Annotated in this window: 22 protein-coding genes and 3 pseudogenes; 15 read left to right on the top strand and 10 right to left on the bottom strand. The window is 75.8% G+C overall.

Going from position 1 to position 22315, the window contains the following annotated elements; genetic code table 11:
- Positions 1 to 47: 47 nt before the first annotated feature.
- Together ACQPYN_RS11115 and ACQPYN_RS11120 are read left to right on the top strand one after the other, a co-directional pair.
- Positions 48 to 815: pseudogene (locus ACQPYN_RS11115) on the top strand (ROK family protein); the annotation flags it as partial.
- Positions 816 to 910: 95 nt separating this feature from the next.
- Positions 911 to 1234, top strand: coding sequence for an ROK family protein (locus ACQPYN_RS11120; protein WP_433036781.1), 324 nt, complete (start codon positions 911 to 913; stop codon positions 1232 to 1234).
- Here ACQPYN_RS11120 and ACQPYN_RS11125 read toward each other — a convergent pair.
- Positions 1231 to 1641: a secondary thiamine-phosphate synthase enzyme YjbQ gene (locus tag ACQPYN_RS11125; RefSeq protein ID WP_274189120.1), complete on the bottom strand. Its 411-nt coding sequence runs from the start codon at positions 1639 to 1641 to the stop codon at positions 1231 to 1233. The two genes, ACQPYN_RS11120 and ACQPYN_RS11125, sit on opposite strands and share 4 nt — an antisense overlap.
- A gap of 82 nt (positions 1642 to 1723) precedes the next feature.
- Between ACQPYN_RS11125 and ACQPYN_RS11130 the strand changes: the two genes are divergently transcribed.
- Positions 1724 to 2506 (top strand): SDR family NAD(P)-dependent oxidoreductase, encoded by a 783-nt coding sequence (locus ACQPYN_RS11130; protein ID WP_433036783.1) that lies wholly within the window; start codon positions 1724 to 1726, stop codon positions 2504 to 2506.
- Positions 2507 to 2695: 189 nt separating this feature from the next.
- On the opposite strand, the gene ACQPYN_RS11135 is transcribed toward ACQPYN_RS11130, so the two are convergent.
- Positions 2696 to 3139: a hypothetical protein gene (locus ACQPYN_RS11135; protein ID WP_433036785.1), complete on the bottom strand. Its 444-nt coding sequence runs from the start codon at positions 3137 to 3139 to the stop codon at positions 2696 to 2698.
- A gap of 89 nt (positions 3140 to 3228) precedes the next feature.
- Between ACQPYN_RS11135 and ACQPYN_RS11140 the strand changes: the two genes are divergently transcribed.
- Positions 3229 to 4023 carry a hypothetical protein gene (locus ACQPYN_RS11140; protein WP_433036787.1) on the top strand — a complete coding sequence of 265 codons (795 nt, stop codon included), beginning with the start codon at positions 3229 to 3231 and terminating at the stop codon, positions 4021 to 4023.
- A gap of 21 nt (positions 4024 to 4044) precedes the next feature.
- Here the strand turns inward: ACQPYN_RS11140 and ACQPYN_RS11145 are convergent.
- Positions 4045 to 4511, bottom strand: a pseudogene (locus ACQPYN_RS11145) (DUF4439 domain-containing protein).
- On the bottom strand, positions 4508 to 4906 hold the full coding sequence (locus ACQPYN_RS11150; RefSeq protein ID WP_433036789.1) for a hypothetical protein: 399 nt from the start codon (positions 4904 to 4906) through the stop codon (positions 4508 to 4510). Before ACQPYN_RS11150 ends, ACQPYN_RS11145 begins: the two are co-directional and overlap by 4 nt.
- 306 nt (positions 4907 to 5212) lie before the next feature.
- Here ACQPYN_RS11150 and rimP point away from each other — a divergent pair, with 306 nt between their 5' ends.
- From rimP to ACQPYN_RS11190, 8 genes and pseudogenes are all read left to right on the top strand, one after another.
- Positions 5213 to 5866 carry a ribosome maturation factor RimP gene (gene rimP, locus ACQPYN_RS11155; RefSeq protein WP_433036791.1) on the top strand — a complete coding sequence of 218 codons (654 nt, stop codon included), beginning with the start codon at positions 5213 to 5215 and terminating at the stop codon, positions 5864 to 5866.
- Entirely contained in the window at positions 5863 to 6987 is a 1125-nt protein-coding gene (gene nusA, locus ACQPYN_RS11160) for a transcription termination factor NusA (RefSeq protein ID WP_433036793.1), read from the top strand. Before rimP ends, nusA begins: the two co-directional genes overlap by 4 nt.
- 132 nt (positions 6988 to 7119) lie before the next feature.
- Positions 7120 to 7404, top strand: coding sequence for a YlxR family protein (locus ACQPYN_RS11165; protein WP_420791747.1), 285 nt, complete (start codon positions 7120 to 7122; stop codon positions 7402 to 7404).
- 47 nt (positions 7405 to 7451) lie between these two features.
- Positions 7452 to 10594, top strand: a pseudogene (infB, locus tag ACQPYN_RS11170) (translation initiation factor IF-2).
- Between the two features lie 76 nt (positions 10595 to 10670).
- Complete coding sequence (locus ACQPYN_RS11175) at positions 10671 to 10967, top strand: DUF503 domain-containing protein (RefSeq protein WP_274189128.1); 297 nt, start codon at positions 10671 to 10673, stop codon at positions 10965 to 10967.
- 27 nt (positions 10968 to 10994) lie between these two features.
- The gene (rbfA, locus tag ACQPYN_RS11180; protein WP_274189129.1) at positions 10995 to 11486 is read left to right on the top strand and encodes a 30S ribosome-binding factor RbfA; all 492 of its coding nucleotides are present in this window, start codon (positions 10995 to 10997) and stop codon (positions 11484 to 11486) included.
- A gap of 27 nt (positions 11487 to 11513) precedes the next feature.
- Entirely contained in the window at positions 11514 to 12530 is a 1017-nt protein-coding gene (locus ACQPYN_RS11185) for a DHH family phosphoesterase (RefSeq protein ID WP_433036796.1), read from the top strand.
- On the top strand, positions 12527 to 13879 hold the full coding sequence (locus ACQPYN_RS11190) for an MATE family efflux transporter (RefSeq protein ID WP_433036798.1): 1353 nt from the start codon (positions 12527 to 12529) through the stop codon (positions 13877 to 13879). The genes ACQPYN_RS11185 and ACQPYN_RS11190 overlap by 4 nt, the downstream gene beginning before the upstream one ends.
- A 24-nt stretch (positions 13880 to 13903) precedes the next feature.
- Here the strand turns inward: ACQPYN_RS11190 and ACQPYN_RS11195 are convergent, their stop codons facing one another.
- A complete protein-coding gene (locus tag ACQPYN_RS11195; protein ID WP_433036800.1) occupies positions 13904 to 15091 on the bottom strand; it encodes a YbfB/YjiJ family MFS transporter in 1188 nt (395 codons plus the stop codon).
- Positions 15092 to 15181: 90 nt separating this feature from the next.
- Here ACQPYN_RS11195 and ACQPYN_RS11200 point away from each other — a divergent pair, with 90 nt between their 5' ends.
- Positions 15182 to 15745, top strand: a complete 564-nt coding sequence (locus ACQPYN_RS11200; RefSeq protein WP_433036802.1) for a TetR/AcrR family transcriptional regulator — start codon at positions 15182 to 15184, stop codon at positions 15743 to 15745.
- A 475-nt stretch (positions 15746 to 16220) separates the two neighbouring features.
- Here the strand turns inward: ACQPYN_RS11200 and ACQPYN_RS11205 are convergent, their stop codons facing one another.
- On the bottom strand, positions 16221 to 16439 hold the full coding sequence (locus ACQPYN_RS11205; RefSeq protein ID WP_433036804.1) for a hypothetical protein: 219 nt from the start codon (positions 16437 to 16439) through the stop codon (positions 16221 to 16223).
- On the opposite strand from ACQPYN_RS11205, the gene ACQPYN_RS11210 reads away from it, so the two are divergent.
- Entirely contained in the window at positions 16417 to 17913 is a 1497-nt protein-coding gene (locus ACQPYN_RS11210) for a hypothetical protein (RefSeq protein WP_433036806.1), read from the top strand. The genes ACQPYN_RS11205 and ACQPYN_RS11210 overlap by 23 nt on opposite strands.
- Before the next feature lie 44 nt (positions 17914 to 17957).
- Here the strand turns inward: ACQPYN_RS11210 and ACQPYN_RS11215 are convergent, their stop codons facing one another.
- From ACQPYN_RS11215 to ACQPYN_RS11225, 3 genes are read right to left on the bottom strand one after another with little or no spacing between them, the layout of a single operon-like run.
- Positions 17958 to 18569: an HAD family hydrolase gene (locus tag ACQPYN_RS11215; RefSeq protein ID WP_433036808.1), complete on the bottom strand. Its 612-nt coding sequence runs from the start codon at positions 18567 to 18569 to the stop codon at positions 17958 to 17960.
- Between the two features lie 57 nt (positions 18570 to 18626).
- Positions 18627 to 19784, bottom strand: a complete 1158-nt coding sequence (locus tag ACQPYN_RS11220; RefSeq protein WP_433036810.1) for an RNA polymerase sigma factor — start codon at positions 19782 to 19784, stop codon at positions 18627 to 18629.
- Positions 19781 to 20176 (bottom strand): YciI family protein, encoded by a 396-nt coding sequence (locus ACQPYN_RS11225; RefSeq protein ID WP_433038839.1) that lies wholly within the window; start codon positions 20174 to 20176, stop codon positions 19781 to 19783. Before ACQPYN_RS11225 ends, ACQPYN_RS11220 begins: the two co-directional genes overlap by 4 nt.
- Positions 20177 to 20337: 161 nt before the next feature.
- On the opposite strand from ACQPYN_RS11225, the gene ACQPYN_RS11230 reads away from it, so the two are divergent.
- The gene (locus tag ACQPYN_RS11230; RefSeq protein ID WP_433036812.1) at positions 20338 to 21024 is read left to right on the top strand and encodes a hypothetical protein; all 687 of its coding nucleotides are present in this window, start codon (positions 20338 to 20340) and stop codon (positions 21022 to 21024) included.
- A gap of 1 nt (position 21025) precedes the next feature.
- Here the strand turns inward: ACQPYN_RS11230 and ACQPYN_RS11235 are convergent, their stop codons facing one another.
- Complete coding sequence (locus ACQPYN_RS11235; protein WP_433036814.1) at positions 21026 to 22294, bottom strand: geranylgeranyl reductase family protein; 1269 nt, start codon at positions 22292 to 22294, stop codon at positions 21026 to 21028.
- Between the last annotated feature and the right edge of the window lie 21 nt (positions 22295 to 22315).

A 22315-nucleotide genomic window follows, 5' to 3' on the forward strand; every position in this document is an offset into this window, starting at 1 on the left:
CCTTCCTGCGGGTTGAATATCCTCGTTCTCCGAGCATAATCGTCACCATGACCGCGTCAACGGAGACCGGACGTGAGCCCGGTCGCGCCCGCGTCGACCGCTGGCGCACGAAGGCGGAGGTCCTGGGCGAGGTCCGGCGGACGCCGGGCCTGACCCGCGTCGAGCTCGCGCGCCGCCTCTCGCTGTCCAGCGCGTCGGTCACCGAGACCGTGGGCCGCCTGCGGGATGCCGGCTGGATCACCGAGTGCCGCGCGCCCGTGCAGGGCCGCGGGCGTCCCACCACCTGCCTGGACGCCTGCCCCGACGGCCCGCGCGTGGTCGCGGTGGACGTGCGCCACGAGGACTGGCGGGTGGGCCTCGCGGGCCTCGACGGCGAGGTCACCGGCGTCGTCGGCGCCCGCCACGGCCGCGACCCCTCGGCCGTGGCGGACACCCTGCGGGCCGCCGTCGCCGAGCTCGCCCGGGGGCACCGCGTCGTGGCGGTCGGCCTCGCCGCCCCCGCGCCCGTCTCCGGCGACGGCCTCGTGCGGGCGACCGAGCTGGCCTGGGACGCCGTCGACCTCGGCTCGGTCACCGCCGCGCTGGGCCCCGGCCCGGTGCCGCTGCAGGTCGGCAACGACGCGACGTTCGCCGGGGTGGCCGAGGCCCGTACCGGCGCGGCCGCCGGGGCGGGTACGGCGCTCTACCTCACCGTCGAGGTCGGGCTCGGCGGGGCGCTGCTGCTCGACGGCCGCCCGCACCTGGGGGCGCACGGCGCGGCGGGGGAGTACGGCCACCTCCCCTTCGGCGACCCGGCGCGCCCCTGCCCGTGCGGGGCGACGGGGTGCTGGGGCCCGGAGGTCGACGGCCGGGCGCTCGCCCGCCACCTGGGCGCGCCGGCGCCGGCGGACCCCGCTCCTACGCCGAGGCGGTGCTCACGCGGGCCGCGCGCGGCGAGGAGGACGCCGTGGACGCCGTCGGTGCCGTGGCCACCTGCCTCGCCCGGGGTGTGGCCGGCCTCGTGCACGTCCACGATCCCGACGTCGTCGTGCTCGGCGGGCTGGCGCGCGGCCTGCGCGCGTCCCCGGCGTTCGACGAGGCCTACGAGCGAGCGCTCATGGCCTTCCGGCGCGCCGACCCGGTGCCCGTGCTCGACGCGGTGCACGGCGACGACGGGGCCCTGCGCGGGGCCGCGGCGCTGGCGCTCGACCATGCCACGAGCCCCGAGGGGCTCGCCGAGATCTGCGGGGACTAACCCGCCAGCAGGCTCAGGCGGACCTTCCGCGTGGGGTTGTCGGTGTTGGTGTCGACGAGGCACACCGACTGCCAGGTGCCCAGGGCCAGCGCGCCGCCGAGCACCGGCACGGACATCGAGGGCGCGACCAGGGCGGGCAGCACGTGGTCGCGGCCGTGGCCGGGCGAGCCGTGGCGGTGCGACCAGCGGTCGTCGGCGGGCAGCAGCTCCCGGAGCTGGGTCAGGAGGTCGCCGTCGCTGCCCGCGCCGGTCTCGATGATCGCCACCCCGGCCGTCGCGTGGGGGACGAACACGTGCAGCAGACCGTCGGGCGAGCCCGCTCCCTCGACGAACCTGCGGCACTCGCCGGTGATGTCGCGGACGGTCTCCCGCTCGCCGGTCCGGACCTCGATCTCCTCGCTGTACACCCGGGCGAGGGTAGGGGCCTCCGGTCGCGGGTGCGGAGGGGCCAGAATGCCCGCCGTGCACCCCGATTCCGGACAAGGACGAGTGGCCGTCGCGGTCGTGACCGGCGCGGGCCGCGGGATCGGGGCGGGGATCGCCGCGGCGCTCTCGGCGCGCGGTCACCACCTCGTCGTCACCGACGTGGACGCGGCCGCGGCGCAGGCGACCGCCGAGGCCCTCGACGGCCCGGCGACGGCGATGCCCCTCGACGTCCGCGACGCCTCGGCCCACCGCGCGGTGGCCCTCGCGGCGGCGGGGCTGGGCGACGTCACGGTCTGGGTGAACAACGCCGGCGTGCTCTCGACCGCCCCGGCCTGGGAGGCGACCGACGACGAGGTCACCTCGACCTTCGAGGTCAACACCCTCGGCACGGTGCACGGCTCGCGCGCGGCGGTGGACGTCATGCGCCGCGGCGACATCCTCAACATCGTCTCGCTCTCCGGGCTCGGCCCGACGCCGGGCTTCGCCACCTACGGCGCGAGCAAGGCGGCGGCGCTGAGCTACACGCAGGCCCTCGACATCGAGCTGGCCTCGGTGCGCCGACCGGTCCGGGTGCGGGCGCTGTGCCCCGACGTCGTGGACACCTCGCTGGTGAGCAGGGTCGCGCACCGGCCGAGCTCGGCGCTGCTGTTCACCGGCACCCGCCTGCTGTCGGTCGACGAGGTCGTCGACGCGGCGATGGGGATGCTCGGGGGCCGCCGGGCGTTGCGTACCGTTCCCGCCTGGCGCGCTGCCCTGCAGCGTTCCTCGGCGGCGTTGCCGGGGATGGCGCGCGTCGCTGTCCCGTTCGTGGCTCGGCTGGGAGAGCGGCGCCGTCTGTCGCGTTGACGGCCGTTCGTCTCAGTGAGCGACGCGCCGACCTAGGGGTCGTGATCGGAACGTGACCCTCTCGGCTACGTTGAGCGCGGTCCATGTCCCCCGAACGTGGAGGATCGGATGCTGGTGCTGGCCCCCGATCCGCGCCTCGGTATCGCTCCGGAGCGGGTCTCGCGTGTGCGCGCCCTGCTCGAGGAGGGCTCACCGGGCGCGCGGGTGCCCGGTCTCGTCGTGGCGCTGCCCGGCGGGGCCGACGGCGTGCTCGACGCCGTGGTGCTGCGTCCCGACGGGGTGCTGGGCCTCGCCCCGCTGACCGCGGGCGAGCGCGAGAACGTCCGCGAGGCCGTCGCCGCCGGCGGCGGACGCGGACCGCGCGGCGCCGACCCCACCGCCTCGGCCCCCTCGATCGACGCCGGCTCGGGGCCCTCGGCCCGTCAGGCCGCCGACGAGCTCGACCGCCTCCTGGGCCTGTCCGACCCGCCGTGCGCCGCGCCGCGCCGCGTCCTGGGCACGCTCGGCGAGGACGACGTGGACGCCGGCGCCGGCGCCGCCCGCGCCGCGCTCAAGGCGCCGGTCGGCTCGTTCCGGGTGATCGACGTCGAGGACCTGCGCCGGCTGCTCCTCGCGTTCCGGCTGGGCGACCACGTGCCCGACACCGCGCGCCTCGCCGAGGCGGGCTTCCTCGCCCCGAGACGCCGGCCCTGCAGGCGGGCGCCTCGCCCGAGACCACGCCCGTGCCCGTCCCCTCCGACGCGCCCTCGCCGGTGCCCGCGGCGCGGACGCCGCTGCCGGCCACCGGGCGGCTCCGGTCGTCGCCGGCGACGTCCGTCGGCCCCTACGACTCGTCGGAATCCGCGTCGTCGGGCCCCGCGTCCTCCGGCCCCCGCCCGGGCGGGGCGATCGGCGGGCTGCTCGCCGGGCCACGTCGCGCAGGCCGCGCGGCCCGCGGGCGCTACGGCGGCGCGCTGCCCGACTGGGTCTGGGGCTGGCGCGGCCTCACCCTCGCCGCCGTCGCCGCCTTCCTCGTCGCGCTCGGCCTCGCGTTCCTCGTGGGCCGCGCGGCCACCGGGGGCGCCGAGCCCGACCCCGCGGCCACGCGCACCGTGGACGGCATCACCTTCACCCGCGAGGTCGCGACCACCGACACGTCCTGCGAGGGCCACGCCTACGGCCAGGCGGCGGCGTTCCTGCGCGAGCGCGGGTGCCTGCACCTCGACCGTTCCCTGTGGTCGGCGAACGCCGAGGGCCGCGACGTCGTCGTCGCGGTGGCGACCGTCCAGATGCCCGACACGACCACGGCGGGCGCGTTCCGCTCGCTGGTCGACAGCAACGGGACGGGCAACATCAGCGACCTCCTGCGCGAGCAGCGCGGCTACCCCGGCGCGCCCGAGCAGCTCACCGGCCAGGGCTACGCGTCGGCCCAGCTGGGCGACCGCGTGGCGGTGGCCGAGGCCGACGGGATCGACCCCGACTTCACCGACGGCGACGCCCTCGACCGCATCTCCCGCGCGGGGCTCGCCCTGCGCTGAGCGGGTGCCGCCAGGCGGGGCTCAGGTCTCCGAACCGTCCCCGGGGAACGGGGCGACGAGGGGTGTCCGCCCGGCCAGGCCTCGCCACGTGACCGACACCGTCGCGGCCGCGGTCACCGCCCCGAGCGCGAGCCGGCGCAGCTCACCGCCCATCGCGGCCTCCGTGCGCTCGGCGACGGCCCGCCAGGCCGCCGCGACGTCGTCCTCGGCCACGGCCGCGAGCCCGGCCGCCGACGCGGCGTCGGTGACCGGCGACGGCGGGCGGTAGGCCGCGGCCGCGGGGGCGCGGCGATCCCGTCGCGGGCGAGCAGGGCGACCACCGCATCGCGGCGTTCCCGGTGGGCCAGGGAGGCGGCGGCCAGGCCCGTCGCCGTCGAGGCGGGCAGGAACGCCGACACCAGCCCGTACACCCAGATCGCGGCGTGCTCGGTGCCCAGCGCGGTGAGCAGCATCTCCCGGAGGTCGCCGTCGTCGAGTGGTTGCGTCATCCCAGCACCGTCACGTAGCCCGCGCAGCTCGCCGCGACGGAGGTCAGCAGGCCGCAGCGCGACGGCTCCACGGTCAGGGCGAGGGTGCCGGCGCCGTCGCGGGCGGTCCCGAGCGAGCGTCGCAGCGCGGTCACCGCGGCGGCCGCGCTCGCGGCCGGTCGGGCCGGCGCGGGGGTGGCTCCGGCGGCGGCGTCGACGGTCGCCGTCCGGTCGGGGCGCGCGCGGCGGATCTCGGCGGCGAGGGCGTCGGCGTGGGCCCGGCGGGCCCGGGACAGCGGGGTGAGCCGGCCGGCGAGCTCGGGGTACGCGGCGGCGGCCGCGGCGGCCGTGACGGCGTCGTCGCGGGCCGCGGCGAGCGGCTCCTCGAGGGGTCGGGGCCCTCCGGCCGGGCGCACCCGCCGGCGAGGGTCCCGGCCGCGGCGAGCCCGACGAGCGCACCCGCACCCCGGAGCACCGCACGGCGGGGTGTCCCGGTGGGGGCTCGGGCGGGGTGACGACGGGGACGACCACGGCGGGCCAGTCTGCCAGCCGCCCCGCGGCGCGGGTCCCGCCGCGCCGCCGCGGCCGGGGAGGCCCGGAGGGTGAGCGCTACGCTGGACCACTGCGCGCCCGCCTCCCGGGCGCCGTCCCGTTCCCGCCCGCCCACGCCGCGCACGAGTGTCACCGGCGCCCGCGGCGGGCCCCGCCCGTGAGGAGCCCCGTTGTCCCCTGGGACGTCCCCTGCGCAGGCCGCCGAGCGCCTGCGCCCGGCCGTCGTCGACGTGGTCGAGGCCGCCGGCTTCGTGCTCGACGACCTGGAGGTGCGCCCGGCCGGGCGACGCCAGGTCGTGCGCGTCGTGGTGGACACCGCGGAGGTGCCCGGTCCGCACGACCCCCCGGCGCCCGGCCCGGACCTCGACGCCGTCGCCGGCGTCAGCCGCGAGCTGTCCCGGGTGCTGGACGAGTCGGAGGGCAACGACACGATCGCGGCCCCGGACGGCGAGTACACGCTCGAGGTGACGACGCCCGGCACCGACCGACCGCTCACCCGCCCGCACCACTGGCGGCGGGCCTGGCTGCGCCGGGTGGCGGTGACCCGCACCGACGGCGGCACGCTCACCGCGCGCGTGGGTCCGGTCGACGGGACCGACGGCGGGGACGAGGGCGACGGAGCCGCTGCGACGGTGACCCTGGCGGAGGGCACGCCGCGCGGTCCGGTGCTGCACCGGCTCCCGCTGGCCGAGGTCCGGCAGGCCGTCGTGGAGGTCGAGTTCAAGCCGGCGCCGTCGTCCGAGGTGGACGCCCTGGTGGCGGCCGCGCTGGAGCAGGGTTCGGGACAGGGTGCGGAGACGCACGGACAGGGAGGACGGCCGTGAAGGTCGACATCGCCGCGCTGCGCGCCATCGAGCGGGACAAGGAGATCCCGTTCGAGACCGTGCTCTCCGCGATCGAGACCGCGCTGCTGACCGCCTACAAGCAGAACGGCGGCGAGCACCCGAAGGCCCGGGTCGAGGTGGACCGCAAGAGCGGCGAGGTCAGCGTGCTCGTCCCGGAGACCGGCGAGGACGGCGAGACGCTCGGCGAGTACGACGACACCCCCGAGGGCTTCGGCCGGATCGCCGCGGCGACCGCGCGCCAGGTCGTCGTCCAGCGGCTGCGCGACGCGGAGCACGAGCGGACGTTCGGCGAGTTCTCCGCCAAGGAGGGCGAGGTCGTCGCCGGCGTCGTCCAGCGGGACGCGCGGGCCAACGCCCGCGGCGTCGTCGTCGTCGAGATCGGCTCGATCGAGGGTGTGCTGCCCGCCGCTGAGCAGGTGCCCGGCGAGCGCTACGAGCACGGCGCGCGCCTGCGGTGCTACGTCGTCGGCGTCGTCCGCGGGGCCCGGGGCGTGCAGGTGACCCTCTCGCGCACCCACCCGAACCTCGTGCGCCGGCTCTTCGCCTTCGAGGTGCCCGAGATCGCCGCCGGCCACGTCGAGATCGTCTCGGTGGCCCGGGAGGCCGGGCACCGCTCCAAGATCGCCGTGCGGTCCACCGTGCCGGGTCTCGGCGCCAAGGGCGCGTGCATCGGCCCGATGGGCGCCCGGGTGCGCGGCGTGATGAGCGAGCTCAACGGCGAGAAGATCGACATCATCGACTGGGCGGAGGACCCGGCCGAGTACGTGGGCAACGCCCTCTCCCCGTCGAAGGTCGTGTCGGTGACGGTGGTCGACCTCAAGGCGCGCACCGCCCGGGTCGTCGTCCCGGACTTCCAGCTCTCCCTCGCCATCGGCAAGGAGGGGCAGAACGCCCGCCTGGCCGCGCGACTCACCGGATGGCGGATCGACATCCGGTCCGACGCGGAGCCGCCCCCGGAGGACACCATCCCGGAGGAGACGGCGGAGGAGACGCCCCGATCGGCGGACAGCCCCGACGCTGCTCCGACCGGTGATCCGCGGGACGCCCTCGGTGTCCCCGGTGGCGGGGTCGAGTCCTCCTCGAGTGGCGCGGTAGAGTGACCGGTGGCCCGAACCCGCGAGCCCAGCCGTGGGGTGGCGCCGGATCGTGATCGTCGGGGTGATGATCTCGGTCCGGTGCGTACCTGTCTCGGATGTCGTCAGCGGGTCTCGGCGTCGGAACTCCTACGAGTGGTGGCCGCGGACGGGATCGTCGATCCCGACCCGCGGCGTCGGAAGCCCGGTCGAGGTGCGTGGGTGCACCCCGAGACGAGCTGCCTGCACCGCGCGGAGCGCCGGTCGGCGTTCCCCAGGGCGCTGCGCGTCCCGGGGCCGCTCGACACGGGGGCCCTGCACGCACTGCTCGACCCGGACCCCGGCGCCACTCCCACCGGGTTGCACGACCACCGCGACGACCGTCGCGTGCGGATGAGGAAGCAGGTCGACCCCCATGAGCCAGCCGTGAAGCCCTTCCGATGAAGGCACAGGCGTAGACACGAGGTCGCGGGCCCCCGCTGACCTCGAGGATGAGGAGATCAGTGGCAGGCAAGGCCCGGGTGCACGAGCTCGCTAAGGAGCTCGGCGTCACCAGCAAGCAGGTACTCACACAGCTCGAGTCTCTCGGCGAGTTCGTCAAGTCGGCGTCCTCGACGGTCGAGGCCCCGGTCGCGCGCAAGCTGCGCGACTCCATGTCCGGTGGTGGCAACGGCGGCGGTAGCCGTCGGCCCCGACCGGGCGCCGCGCCCGGCCCCCGCCCCGGCGGCGGACCGCGTCCCGGCCCCTCCGGCGACTCCTCGGGGTCGGCCGGCGGCGCACCGCGCCCCGGTGCCGGTTCCGGTGCCACGCCCGGCCCGCGCCCCGGCGCCGGGTCCTCGGGCGGCGGCAACGGCGGCGGCCCGCGTCCCGGGCCCCCGCTCCGCGCCCCGGCGCGACCCCCGGCCCCCGGCCCGACGCCGCTCCGGCAGCCGCCGAGACGCCGGCGCCCGCCGCTCCCGAGGCTCCGGCCGCGGCGGCGAGCACGGGTACGGCCGGTACGTCCGGCACCTCGGAGCAGAGCGCGCCCCGTCCCACGGGCGGCGACCGCCCGCGTCCGGGCGGCATCCCGCGTCCCGGTGGGGACCGTCAGGGTGGCGGCGGCGACCAGCGTCAGGGCGGCAACCGCCCCGGCCCGCAGCAGCAGCGCCCCGCCGCGGCGGCGGCCGACGACACGTCGACCGTGCCGCCCCGCCCGGCGGCGCCGAAGCCCGGCCCGAAGTCGCCGCGCGTCGGCAACAACCCCTTCGGCGTGGGCTCCGGTGCCCCGCCGCGCCCGCAGCGTCAGCAGCAGCCCGGGCAGGCCCCGGGTCAGGCACCCGGCCAGGCGCCGGGTCAGGGTCCGCGTCCGCCGCGTGACGGCGACGCCCTCGCGCCGCGCCCGCCGCGTGACGGCGAGCGTCCGGCCGCGGCCGACCGGCCGCCCCGTCCCGGTGGCGGCAGCGCGACGCCCGGCAACATGCCCCCGCGTCCGAACCCCGGCATGATGCCGGCCCGTCCGGCCGGTCCTCCCGGTCGTGGCGGCCCCGGTGGCGCCCGCCCGGGTGGTCCCGGCGCCGGTCGCGGTGGCCCTCCCGGCCGCGGCGGTCCCGGTGGCGGCGGCGGAGGCTTCCGTCCCGGTGGCGGTGGCGGCGGTGCCCCGGCCGGTGGCGGTTTCCGCCCCGGTGGCGGCGGTGGCCGTCCCGGTGGTCCCGGTGGCCGTGGTCGCGGCGGCGGTGCCGCGGGTGCCTTCGGGCGCGCCGGTGGCCCGGTCCGTCGCGGACGCAAGTCGAAGCGTCAGAAGCGTCAGGAATTCGACAACATGCAGGCCCCCTCGGTCGGCGGTGTCCGCCTGCCGAAGGGCAAGGGCGAGACGGTCCGGCTCCCGCGCGGTGCCTCGCTGACCGACTTCGCGGAGAAGATCGACGCGAACCCGGCGTCGCTCGTGCAGGTGCTGTTCCACCTCGGTGAGATGGTCACGGCCACCCAGTCGGTGTCCGACGACGTCCTCGAGCTGCTCGGCGGCGAGATGAACTACGACGTCCAGGTCGTCTCCCCCGAGGAGGAGGACCGCGAGCTGCTCGAGTCGTTCTCGCTGACCTACGGGTCGGACGACGGCGGCGACGAGGACCTCGAGGCCCGGCCGCCGGTCGTCACGGTCATGGGTCACGTCGACCACGGCAAGACGCGCCTCCTCGACACCATCCGCAAGACGAAGGTGGCCGAGGGCGAGGCAGGTGGCATCACCCAGCACATCGGCGCGTACCAGGTCGACACCGAGCTCGAGGGTGTCGAGCGGAAGATCACCTTCATCGACACCCCGGGTCACGAGGCGTTCACCGCCATGCGTGCCCGAGGCGCGAAGTCCACGGACATCGCGGTGATCGTGGTCGCGGCCGACGACGGCGTCATGCCCCAGACGATCGAGGCGATCAACCACGCGCAGGCGGCCGACGTGCCGATCGTGGTGGCGGTCAACAAGATCGACAAGGAGGGCGCGAACCCGGCCAAGATCCGGCAGCAGCTCACCGAGTACAACCTCGTCGCCGAGGAGTTCGGTGGCGACACGATGTTCGTCGACATCTCCGCGCGGCAGAACATCAACATCGACGGCCTCCTCGAGGCCGTGCTGCTCACCGCGGACGCCTCGCTGGACCTCCGGGCCAACCCGGACATGGAGGCCCAGGGCGTCGCGATCGAGGCGCACCTCGACCGCGGCCGCGGCCCGGTGGCCACGGTGCTGGTCCAGCGCGGCACGCTGCACGTCGGCGACTCGGTCGTCGCCGGCGACGCCTCGGGCCGCGTGCGACGGATGCTCGACGAGTTCGGCGCGGACGTGAAGGAGGCGCTGCCCTCCCGCCCGGTGCAGGTCATCGGCTTCACGTCGGTGCCGGGCGCGGGCGACACGTTCCTCGTCGTCGACGAGGACCGCGTGGCACGCCAGATCGCCGACCGCCGTCGCGCCCGCGAGCGCAACGCCCAGCTGGCGAGCCGTCGCAAGCGCGTCAGCCTCGAGGACCTCGATGCGGCGCTGAAGGAGACCAACGAGCTCAACCTGATCATCAAGGGTGACAACTCGGGAACCGTCGAGGCTCTCGAGGACGCGCTCATGAAGATCGACGTGGGCGAGGAGGTCCAGCTGCGGGTGCTGCACCGCGGCGTCGGTGCGATCACCGAGGGCGACATCAACCTCGCGATCGCCTCCGACGTCATCGTCCTGGGCTTCAACGTCCGGGCCGAGGGCAAGGCCACGGAGCTGGCGACCCGCGAGGGCGTCGACATCCGCTACTACTCGGTGATCTACCAGGCCATCGACGAGATCGAGCAGGCCCTCAAGGGCATGCTCAAGCCGATCTACGAGGAGGTCGAGCTCGGCACCGCGGAGATCCGCGATGTCTTCCGCTCCTCGAAGGTGGGCACGATCGCCGGTTGCCTCGTGACCGACGGGATCATCCGCCGCAACGCCAAGGCCCGCCTGGTGCGCGACGGTGCCGTGATCGCCGAGAACCTCACCATCAGCTCGCTGAAGAGGTTCAAGGACGACGCGACCGAGGTCCGCGACGGCTACGAGTGTGGTCTCACGCTCGGGTCGTTCAACGACATCAAGGTCGACGACAAGATCATGACCTACGAGATGCGGGAGAAGCCCCGCGAGTAGGTGCGCTGAGCGCTCGTGAGTGGTTGTCCGTGCCCCGAGGGCACGGACAACCACTCACCAAGGCCGGAGGCCAGAGGTGTACGTGGGTGCCCTCGAGCTCGACCTGCTCCTCGGGGAGGTCGGCTCGATCAAGCAGAAGCGCTCGGTGGTCCGGCCCGTCGTGGCCGAGCTCAAGCGCCGGTACGCCGTCTCGGTCGCCGAGGCCGGCCATCTCGACCTGCACCGCCGCGCCCTCATCGGGGTCGCGGCGGTGGCGGCCGACCCCGGGCACGTCACCGACGTGCTCGACCACTGCGAGCGCCTGGTGGCCGCCCACCCCGAGTTCCAGGTGCTCTCCGCGCGGACCCGCTGGCTGGGCCCGCACGACGACTGACCCTCTCCACGAGAAGGAGCCCCCGCCATGGCCGACGCGCCACGGGCCCGCAGGCTCGCCAAGCGGATCTCCCAGATCGTCGCCTCCACGCTGGAGCACGAGGTCAAGGACCCGCGCCTGGCGATGGTGACGATCACCGACACCCGCATCACCCCGGACCTCCGCGACGCCACGGTGTACTACACCGTCTACGGCGGCGAGCAGGAGCGCACCGGGTCGGCCGCCGCCCTGGCCAGCGCCAAGGGCGTCGTGCGCAGCGCCGTCGGGCGCCAGACCGGGGTGCGGTTCACGCCGACCCTGGAGTTCGTCCCCGACGTCATCCCCGAGGGCGCCGCCCGCCTCGACGAGGTGCTCGAGGGCGTCCGCCAGGCCGACGCCGAGGTCGCCACGCTCGCCGTCGGCGCCTCCTACGCCGGCGAGGCCGACCCGTACCGCAAGCCGCGCGAGGACGGCGACGACGAGGACGACCTCGACGACGTCCCGGTGGGCGACGAGGAGCCGTCCCGCCCGACGGGCTGAGCGGGGACGCGAAGGGACAGGCCGGCGATGGCGGTCGTCGAGGACGCGCGCGGGGGCGGCGCGAGCCGGCCCGTCCGCCTCGAGGAGGCGGTGGGAGTGCTCACCGCCGCCCGCCAGGTGGTGCTGCTCGCGCACGTCAACCCGGACGCCGACGCGCTCGGCAGCGCGCTGGCCCTCGGGCTCGCGCTGCACCGCCGTGGGGCCGAGGTCCAGGTGTCCTTCGGCGCGCCCGAGCGACCCGCCGAGTCGCTGCGCGACCTCGACGTGGACGGGCTCGTGGTCACCGCCGACGAGGTCGTGGCGGCCCCCGAGCTGCTCGTCGTCCTCGACACCGGCAGCGTCGACCGTCTCGGCCCGCTCGCCGGCCGCGCCACCACGGCGGGCACGACCCTGGTGATCGACCACCACGTGTCCAACGAGGGCTTCGGCACCCACTACTATGTCGACCCGCGGGCCGAGGCCACCGCGGTCATGGTGCTGCACCTGCTCGACGCCATGGGCGCGCCCGTCGACCTGCCGACCGCCCGCTGCCTCTACGCGGGCCTGGTCACCGACACCCGCAACTTCCGTGCCGCCTCGCCGGACACCCACGCGATGGCGGCCCGCCTGCTCGTCGCGGGCGTCGATGCCGAGGCCGTGACGCGCCCGCTGCTCGACACCCACCCGTTCTCCTGGCTCGCGATGCTGTCGGCGGTCCTGGCCACCGCCCGCCTCGAGGCCGGGGAGGCCCGCGGGCTCGGGCTCGTGCACGCCCTGGTCGAGCGCGAGCACGTCCACAGCGGCCGGCAGGAGGAGGTCGAGAGCGTCATCGACGTCCTGCGCACCACCGCCGAGGCCGAGGTCGCCGTCGTGCTCAAGCAGGTCGGTGAGCGGCGGTGGACCGCCAGCATGCGCTCCAAGGGCGGCATCGACGTCGCCGCCGCGGCCTCCGCGCTGGGGGGCGGCGGGCACCGCGTGGCGTCGGGCTTCACCCTCGACGGCGACGCCCCCGCGATCCTCGAGCGTGTCCGGCGCGCGCTCGCCGACGCCCCCCTGCTGGGATGACCACAGCTCCTCCCGACACCGATCCCGGGGCCCGGCGGGTCCTCGCGCTGGCGTCGTCGGCGCTGGTGGTCCTGGTCGCCGAGCCGCTCTACCTGCTGGTCGACACCGCCGTCGTCGGCCACCTTGACGGGGCGAGCGCAGCGACGGGATACCAGGCAGGCGTCCCGCTGGCCGGTCTCGCCGTCGGCGGGGTCGTGCTGGCCCAGGTGGCGAGTCTGGGCACGTTCCTCGCCTACGGCACCACCGCGCGCGCCGCGCGCCACCACGGCGCCGGGAACCGGGCCGCCGCCGTCGCCGAAGGGGTGGCGGCGACCTGGATCGCGGTGCTCGTCGGGCTGCTCGTGGTGGCGGTCGTCTGGCTCGCGGCGCCCTGGGTGGCCGACCTGCTCGGCGGCGGGGGAGCGGTGAGCGACGCCGCCACCGGCTGGCTGCGGATCGCGGTGTGGGGCGCGCCGGGCATCCTCGTCGCGCTCGCCGGCCACGGATGGATGCGCGGGGTGCAGTACACGCGCCGGCCGATCGTCGTGGTGCTCGCCGGCAACGGGCTCTCGGCGGTGCTGTGCCCGCTGCTGGTGTACGGGATCGGCCCGTTCCCGGCCCTGGGGCTCGAGGGCTCGGCGTGGGCGAACGTCGGGGCGCAGGCGACGGTGGGCCTGCTGTTCGTCGGCGCGCTGGTCCTCGAACGCGTCTCGCTGCGCCCGCGCGTCGCCGATATGCGCGCGCAGTTCGGGCTCGGCCGCGACCTACTGCTGCGCAGCGCCGCGTTCCAGGCGTGCTTCCTGTCGGCGACGGCCGTGGCGGCGCGCTTCGGGGCCCCGTCGGTGGCGGCCCACCAGATCGTGCTGCAGCTCTGGACGTTCATGGTCACCGTCCTCGACGCGCTGGCCATCGCGGCGCAGTCGCTCGTGGGGGCGGCGCTGGGGGCGGCGTCGGTGGGGGTCGCGCGGCGCGTGAGCGGGCGCGTCACCCGCTACGGCCTCGTGCTGGGCGTCGTCGCCGGCCTGGTGTTCGCGGCGACGGCGGGGGTGCTGCCGGGCGTGTTCACCCCCGACCCCGCGGTGCGGGACGTCGTGCCGCAGGCCTGGTGGTTCTTCGTCGCGCTGCAGCCGATCGCCGCCTACGTCTTCGCGCTCGACGGAGTGCTGCTCGGCGCCGGCGACGCGGCCTACCTGCGCCGGATCACCGTCGGCTCCGCGCTCGGCGCCTTCCTGCCGACCATCTGGCTCTCGCTGGTCCTCGACTGGGGGCTCGCCGGCATCTGGGCGGGCCTGTCGCTGTTCATCATCGCCCGCGCGGTGGCCGTCGGGCTGCGGGTCCGGGGCGAGGCGTGGGCGGTGACGGGGACGTGAGGCCCGGGTCATCGGTGCTCGGGCTCATCGGTGCTCGAGTCGGGGACGCACGGCCGCGCCCAGGACGAGGAGGGCCGTCGCGGCGAGGAACGCGCCCGCGAGGGTGAGGTGGTCGGCCAGCAGGCCGAGCAGCGGGGCGCCGAGGGCCTGGCCGAGGGCGAGGAGCAGGAAGGCGGCGCCCACCCCGAGCACCGGGCGGTCCGGGAACACGCGCGTGCCCCACAGCAGCAGCATGCCGCTCAGGGCGATGTAGACGCCGCCGAAGACCGCGGCGCCGGCGACGACCGCCACGGTCGTGGAGGCCGCCAGTCCGAGCGCGAGGGTCGCCGCCGCGACCAGCAGCATCGCCGCGCTCCAGGCCCGCGCGAGCCCGAGGCGGGCGACCACGTCGCCGGCGAGGGCGCCGAGCAGACCGGCCGCGCCGAGCACGATCCAGGAGCCGGTGGAGACGAGCTCGCTCGCGCCGGCGCTGCTCACGACGTCGCGGCCGAAGGTCCAGACCGCCGAGCTGCCGGCACCGAACACTACGGCTGCCGCGAGCATCCGGGCGGTGCCGAGCCGCCGTCGCCACGCCCGCGGGCGTGCGGGCGGGGTCGCACCGCCGGCGGGTCGTGACGCGATCGCCCGCGGCACCGTGACCGCGACCGCGACGGTGGCGCCGAGGGCGGCGAGGCCGAACGCCGCCCAGGCCCATCGCCAGGTGTCGGCCAGCAGCAGCGCGACCGGTCCGGACACGAGGACCCCGAGCCCCGTCCCGGCGTTCACCACCGTCTGCACCCGGTCCGCCCGCCCGGACGGGACCCGGTCGGCGATCGCCTGGGCCAGCGGCGGCGACGCCAGACCGGTGCTCGACCCGGCGATCACCACGCCGACGGTGAGCACGGCGGTGGTCGGGGCGAGCGCGATGAGCCCGGTGCCGGTGGCGGCGCACAGACCCGCGGCGACCGCCACCGCCCGCGCGCCCCACCGGGCGGCCGCGGCGGTCGAGACGACGATCGCGACGCAGTAGCCCACGTAGCTGCTCGAGGCGATGGCGCCGACGGTCGCGGCGTCGAGCGCGAACTCCGTCCGGAACACCGGCACGAACAGGCCGTACGCGAACCGCGCCAGCCCGTAGCAGACCGCGATCAGGAGCAGGCCGCTCAGCGCCAGCGGCACCGTCCCGGCCCGTCCTGCTGACGGTGGCCTCGTCGTCGCCTCCACGCACGTCATGTCCGCACCCCTTCTAGTAACCCGACCGGTATAGCTACCGTGTGCCCACCGGACTGGAGTGTCAACCCACCGGTCGGTATAGTCGGCCTGGTGCGGGACGAGAAGGCGCTGACACCGGCGGGCACCCGGGTGCTGGACGTGGCGAGCGAGCTCTTCTACCGCGACGGCATCAACACCGTCGGCGTCGCGCTGATCGCCGACACGGCCGGCGTCACCAAGAAGACCCTCTACGACTGCTTCGGTTCCAAGGCGAACCTGATCGTCAGCTACCTGCGGCGCCGCCACGATCGGTGGTGGTCACATCTCGAGCAGCGCCTCGCGCAGGCCTCCGGGCCCGGACCTCTGGTCCTCTTCGACGCCTACCTCGACCACCCGGATCTCGACGTCAGCCGCGGCTGCGCGTTCCTCAACGCCGCCGCCGAACTGCCCGCCGACCATCCCGGGATGACCGTGGTGCGGGAGCACAAGGACGCCGTCCTCGCGCGCCTCGCCGAGCTGGTGGCCGACGCCGTGCCGGACGCCGACCCCACCGTGACCGAGGAGCTGTTCCTCGTCCTCGAGGGCGCCACCGCGCATCTCCGTCTCGGCGGACGTGACCGCACCGTCGCGGCGCGCGCCGTCACGGTCGAGAGGCTCGCGGCCGCGGCTTCTTGATCGACTTCGTTGTCGGGGGTCGGGTCTAGCGTCGCTGGTGTGAGCATCGACCTCGATCCGGTGCCCGGTGGTGTCGCCGGGTGGGAGGGTCGTGCGCCGGGATCGGTGCTGGTGGATGCGGTGGAGGGGGCCGATCCGACCTGCTTGGAGGGCGCGGAGTCGATCGCGTATCTGCGTGGGTGTGCGCGGGCGCGGAACCGGGCGGCGGCGCGGTTCCTGACCGCGGTGCACGAGGCCGGGCGCGCGGAGGACGGCACAACGACCCGTCGGGGGGTGGTGGACGAGTTCTCCGGCGATGAGGTGTCGACGGCGTTGGGGTGGTCGTTGTCGATGGCGGGGCGGTGTCTGGAGTTCGCCGACGATCTGCACCGGCGCCTGGTGGAGGTGCACGCGGCGATGGCGTCGGGGAGCTCGACGAGGGAAAGGCGCGCGTGTTCTCGGAGTGGACCCGTGATCTGGCTGACGACCACGCCCATCAGGTGTGTCGGGTGTTGTTGCCGGAGGCGCCGGGGTTGCCGGTGGGGGCGTTGATCGCGCGGTTGCAGGAGGTGGCGGGGGCGCTGGATCCGGAGTGGGCGGCGCGCCGGGAGCGGGCGGCGGAGAAACGGCTGCGGGTGGTGGCCTCGCGGAACCCGTCGGGCACGGCGAACGTGTCGGGGTGTGATCTGCCGATGACCAGTGGTGTGGCGATCATGGCGCGGGTGGATGCGCTGGCGGTGGCGGTGCGCCGTGGTGGTGTGACGCGGCGGATGGCGTGGCTGCGGGGGCGGGTGTTCGCGCGGCTGCTCGACGGCTTCGCCGCGGGCTTGACCGACGCCCAGTTGGTGCCGCTGCTGATCGCCGAGCTCGGCGCCGAACCCGCCGACGACACCCCCGCCGAAGGGACCGGTAGTCCCGATAGCGATGGCGGCCCCGACGACGGCGACGGCGGCCCCGATGGCGGTGGTGGCCCTGACGACGGCGGGCCCGATGACGGTGGCCCTGACGACGGCGGCCCCGATGGCGGTGGGCCTGAAGACGGTCGCCCCGACGACGAAGCTCCCGGCCCGCATGGCGCGCCCGAGCCCGACGACCCCAGCCCTGACGGCGACGGCAGCGGCGACGCCAGCGGTCGCGACGACGGCGGCGCCGGGAAGCGTGAGCCCCTCGGCGATGCGCCCGACAGCGGGGCTGAGGGTGACGACGGCGCCGATGCCGATGCCGAGCTGATCGCGGGCCGAGACCCGCGGGCGGGTGTGGTGCGGGAAGGGATCGTGGAGGTCCGGCTGCGGCTCTCGACCGCGCTCGGTCTCGACGACATGCCGGCCCAAGTCCCGGGATGGGGCACGGTCCTCGCCGGCACCGCCCGCTACCTGCTCGAACGCCACCGCCACAGCGAGTGGCGGATAGTGATCACCAACGACGACGGCCGCCTGCGGCAGGTCCTGCTCCCACGCCGCCGCCCACGAACGGTCGATCGACCAGCCGGCCCCCACCGGCCCGAAGACCGGCGGGGGACAAGCCGCCACGCCATTGTCGAGCTCCAAGCTCCGGCAACGCTGCTGGCCGCCCTCACCCCCGACGACCACGGCGCGTGGGCCCCGATGCTGCACGAACTGCAACGCCGACTCGCCGCCGACCACCCACCCGACCAGCCGCCCGGTAGCCCGCCCGACCACGCCGCGACCCCGGCGCAGGCGCGGCGGCGGCGCCCCGGCGCCGAGGTCGACCGGTGGGTCCGGGTCCGGGATCGCCACTGCGTGGCCCCGGGCTGCCGACGCCCCGCCTACGCCAGCGACCTCGACCACACCCTCGACCACGCCCTCGGCGGCCCGAGCCTGTCCTGGAACTGCGGGGTGTGGTGCCGCCACCACCACCGCACCAAACACGAAGGCGGCTGGCGGGTCACCCAACCCTCCCCGGGCCGCTTCCACATCACCACCCGCGCCGGCGCCCACCACATCGTCGAACCACCCCGCATCACCGAACCGCTCCCCGCACCCCACCCCGGCGACGAGCCCCGGCCGCTGCCCGCCCACGAAGCCCTCGACCCCGCCGACGACGAGAACGAGGACGACGACCACCCCGACGACCTCGAGCCGTCGCTCCCGCAACACGCGACCGGGTCGACGACAGACACCGCACACCGCCGCGGCCAGGCCCTCATCGACCCGCCCCCACCCTTCTGAGGCGGGCCGCACGACAACGGCCCCGACGAGCGAGCACCCACGGATCAGGACGTGGAAGCGATCAGGCTCTCGAGCTCCCCGATGGCCTGGGCGTTGTCCCGGTAGTGCACCGCGTGCATCCCGACCGCGCGGGCGCCGTCCACCGCGCCCTCCACGTCGTCGAGGAACGCGGCCTCGCCGGGGCCGACCCCCAGCCGCTCGCAGACGGTCTCGTAGGCCCGGGGGTCGGGCTTCGCCACCCCGATCTCGTGGGAGTAGACGAGGACGTCGACCAGGTCGCCGAACCCGTACGCGGCGTGCTCGCGTTCACGCGCCCCCACGAAGCTGTTGCTCAGGATGCCGGTCCGGTGACCGGGGCGTAGGCGCCGTGCCCAGGCGATGAGCTCGGTGTTGGCGGTCCCGAGGTACTGCTCCCACACGATCGCCATCATCTCGTCGGCCTTCTCGGTGCCGACCTCCAGTCGGTCGCGCACCGCTTCGAGCACCTCGACCTCGGTCACCTCACCGAGGCTGCCGGCGGCGAAGACGTCGCCGAGGCGCTGGAAGACCGTCCCGGTCGGCAGACCGAGGTCGCTCTCCCACCGCGCGTCGAAATCCATCGCGGAGGTGATCTCGAGGACCCCGCCGATGTCGAACACGACCGCTCGGATGGCCATGCGCCCGCACGCTAGGACACCGCTCGGCGGGCGCGGCCCGCACCCGGTCGCCGCACGTCACGGCCGCAGCAGCTGCCGCACCCGCGCGGTCTCGCGGGTGAGGTGGTCGCGCTCGGGCACGCTCGTGGCGGTCCCGGAGGCCTCGGCGTAGAGCCCCGCGGCGCGCTCGAGGTCGCCGGCCCGCTCGTGGAGGTGCGCGGCCACCGCCGCGCGTCGGGGCAGGTCGGGATCGACGTCCGCCAGCGCCGCGAGGCCGGCCTGCGCGCCGTCGGCCTCGCCGACCGCCACCGCGCGGTTGAGCCGCACCACCGGGCTGTCGGTGAGCGCCAGCAGCTCGTCGTACCACTCCACGATCTGCACCCAGTCCGTCTCCGCGGTGCTCGGGGCGTCCGCGTGCAGCGCCGCGATCGCGGCCTGGGCCTGGTAGTCGCCGAGGCGGTCGCGGGCCAGCGCGGCCTGCAGGATCGCCACCCCCTCGGCGATCATGCCGGTGTCCCAGCGCGACCGGTCCTGCTCGGCGAGGGGGATCAGGCGTCCGCCCGCTCCGGTCCGCGTGGCGCGGCGCGCGTGGTGCAGCAGCATGAGCGCGAGCAGCCCCGCGACCTCCGGGTCGTCGGTGAGCGCGGCCAGCTGGCGGGCGATGCGGATCGCCTCGCCCGCCAGGTCGGTGTGCTCGGTGCTGTCGGCGCCGTACCCCTCGTTGAACACGAGGTAGAGCACCCGCAGGACGGTGCCGAGGTCGCCGGGCTGGTCGAGCGGCAGCCCCTCGATCCGCTTCTTCGCCCGGCTGATCCGCTGCGCCATGGTCGCCTCGGGGACCAGGTAGGCGGTCGCGATCTGCCGCGTCGTCAGCCCGCCGACCGCGCGCAGCGTCAGCGCGACGGCCGACGCCGGAGGCAGCGTCGGGTGGGCGCACAGGAAGTACAGGCGCAGCGTGTCGTCGGCGCCGGCCACCGGACCGGCGGGCGGCTCCAGGTCGACCGCGAGCTCCCGGCCCTGGCGCGACGACTCCGACCGGACCGCGTCGAGGAACTTGCGCCACCCCGCGGCGACGAGCCACGCCTTGGGGTCGCGCGGCGGGTCGTCGGGCCAGGTCTCGAGCGCCCGGATCAGGGCCTCCTGCACGGCGTCCTCGGCCGACGCGAAGTCCGCTCCGCGCCGGACGAGGACGCCGATCACCGCGGGGACGAGCTCCCGGAGCCCGTCCGTGATCACTCGCTGTTCCCCGGCACGTCGGTGAGGAAGGGCCGGACCTCGAGCCACTCGTGGATCGGCTCGCCCCCGGCCCCGGGCGCGGCGGACAGCTCGCCGGCGAGCTCGAGCGCGCGGTCCCAGGACTCCACGTCGATGATCATCCATCCGGCGATGAGGTCCTTGGTCTCCGCGAACGGGCCGTCGGTGACCGGCGGGCGCCCGGCGCCGTCGTGACGGACGAACGCGCCCTCGGCCGAGAGGGCCTGGCTGTCGACGAACTCGCCCGTCTCGACCAGGCGCTTCGCGAAGTCGCTCATGTACGTCATGTGGGCGTCGACCTCCTCCGGCGTCCACTGGTCCATGGGCGGGGAGTCCACGGCCGGGGTCGGACCGCCGCGGTAGTGCTTCAGCATCAGGTACTTCACGGTCGCTCTCCTTCGTCATCGCGGCCCCGCTGGCCGCTCGTACCCCTGGGACGGAGCCGCCGCCCGGTTCTCGACACAGGATCGCCGAATTCTCGCCGGGCACTGTCGGGGGTCGGTGGTGCCATGTCCCCATGAGGTGGGACGCGCAGGTGAGCGGGTGGCTGGACGACGTGCTCGCGGCGATCCGCGACACCGGGCTGGCCGATCTCGTCGAGGCCACCGTGGCCGACGTGTGGGAGCGCAACGTCGACCGGTACGACCCCGTCGTCGCGGGCGACACCGCCACCTCGCTCGGGATCACGGCGTCGGAGAACATCCGCACGCTGCTCCTGCGGGTCGACCGCGAGCGGTGGGCCGCGCGCGGGGTGGTGGTCACCTCGGTGCAACAGGCCCTCGTCCTGCGGATCGGCGTGCGCCGCATGCTGCTGATGAAGGTCGCCGACCGTCGCCTGCACCCCGAGGAGGACGACGACGAGCACGACTGGCGGTCGGGCCTCCGCTGGGACGCCGCCAGCGACGTCCGCAGGCTGGCCGCGGAGGACAACGCGCGGCGGTACGAGCCGTGCGTGGAGGACCAGAGGGGCCAGACGTGGTGGCCCGGCCTGGTCCCGGGCGCCGCCGACGACCCCGACGGCCTGCGCCACCTCGTGCTGGTCTGGGCGGGCGACCCCGTGGGCGGGACGACGGCAGGCTGGCTCGGCGTGCCCTACGCGGGTCCGCCCGGCACGCTGCCGTGGCTCGCGATCACGCCGGTCTGGCACCACGGGCCGGGGGACGTCCCGCGTCCGCGCGAGCCGATCGTCGCGGTCCCGCGGGCGGGGGCCGGCCGTGCCTGAATCAGCTCGCGGCGAGCGGGGTGCGCAGGTCGGCGGCGGGGAAGGGCGGGAGCTCGTCGGCGCGCAGGGACGCCCGGCCCGCGCCGCGCCAGGCACGGGCGACGAGGTCTGCGTCCTCCTCGGTGACGAGGTTGCCCATGACGCGCAGGGCGACGGTCATCAGCATCCGCGAGCGCATGCCCACCGGGCCCGCGAGCGGGAGCAGGCGCGGCACGGTCAGCAGCCCGGCGAGGCGCCGGGCGATGGAGAACGCCGAGCCGTACTGGCGGCGCAGCGTCGCCGGCCAGGCGAGGGAGAGGTCGTCGTCGTCGCCGAGCAGGCCCGCGATGGTCCGCCCGCTCTCCAGGCCGTAGTCGATGCCCTCGCCGTTGAGCGGGTTCACCAGCCCGGCGGCGTCGCCCACCAGCGCCCAGTTGGGGCCGGAGACACCGGAGACGGCGCCCCCCATCGGCAGCAGGGCCGAGGCGACGTCGCGCACCTCGCCCTCGAGCTGCCAGTCCTCGCGGCGCTGCTCGGCGTAGTGCGCGATCAGCGAGCGCAGTCGCACGTTGGCGGGGCGGGCCTCGGTGGCGAGAGTCCCGACACCGATGTTCACGTGCCCGTCGTGCAGCGGGAACACCCAGCCGTAGCCGGAGAGCACCTCGTCGTCGGTGCCGCGCAGCTCCAGGTGCGACGAGATCCACTCGTCGTCGTGGCGGCCGGAGCGGACGTAGGCGCGGGCGGCGACGCCGTAGGCGGTGTCGCGGTGCCACACCCGCCCGAGCACCCGCCCGAGCGTCGACCGCGCGCCGTCGGCGACGACGAGGCGGCGGCACGCGATGGTCCGCGGGCCGTCGTCGGTGTCGAACACCACGCCGGACACCCGGTCGCCGTCGCGCTCGACGTCCACCGCGCGGGCGCCCTCCACCGGCTGGGCGCCCCGCTCCAGGGCCACGGTCCGGATGCGGGCGTCGAGCTCGGTGCGCGCCACCGCGCCGCCGTGCGCCGGCAGCGAGCCGCCCGGCCACGGCAGGGTCAGCAGCTGCCCGAACCCGGCGGCGCGCAGGCCGCGGTTCTGTCCCCGCCCGCGCACCCAGTCGCCCAGGCCCAGGTGCTCCAGCTCGGCGATGGCCCGCGGGGTCAGGCCGTCGCCGCACGCCTTGTCGCGCGGGAAGACCGCGGCGTCGGCGAGGACGACGTCGTGGCCGGCGTCGGCCGCCCAGGCCGCGGCGGCCGAGCCGGCGGGGCCGGCGCCCACGACGAGGACGTCGGTACGCGTCGGGGTGCTCACGGCTCCAGGATGCCTGCTGAT

Origin of the sequence: Actinomycetospora sp. CA-053990, from assembly GCF_050948445.1 — a bacterium.
Taxonomy (GTDB): domain Bacteria; phylum Actinomycetota; class Actinomycetes; order Mycobacteriales; family Pseudonocardiaceae; genus Actinomycetospora; species Actinomycetospora callitridis.

Coding starts and splice junctions, on each gene's coding strand:
- rbfA (WP_274189129.1), top strand. CDS start 10,995: ATGGCCGACGCGCCACGGGCCCGCAGGCTCGCCAAGCGGATCTCCCAG.
- ACQPYN_RS11185 (WP_433036796.1), top strand. CDS start 11,514: ATGGCGGTCGTCGAGGACGCGCGCGGGGGCGGCGCGAGCCGGCCCGTC.
- ACQPYN_RS11190 (WP_433036798.1), top strand. CDS start 12,527: ATGACCACAGCTCCTCCCGACACCGATCCCGGGGCCCGGCGGGTCCTC.
- ACQPYN_RS11195 (WP_433036800.1), bottom strand. CDS start 15,091: ATGACGTGCGTGGAGGCGACGACGAGGCCACCGTCAGCAGGACGGGCC.
- ACQPYN_RS11210 (WP_433036806.1), top strand. CDS start 16,417: ATGACCAGTGGTGTGGCGATCATGGCGCGGGTGGATGCGCTGGCGGTG.
- ACQPYN_RS11205 (WP_433036804.1), bottom strand. CDS start 16,439: ATGATCGCCACACCACTGGTCATCGGCAGATCACACCCCGACACGTTC.
- ACQPYN_RS11215 (WP_433036808.1), bottom strand. CDS start 18,569: ATGGCCATCCGAGCGGTCGTGTTCGACATCGGCGGGGTCCTCGAGATC.
- ACQPYN_RS11225 (WP_433038839.1), bottom strand. CDS start 20,176: ATGCTGAAGCACTACCGCGGCGGTCCGACCCCGGCCGTGGACTCCCCG.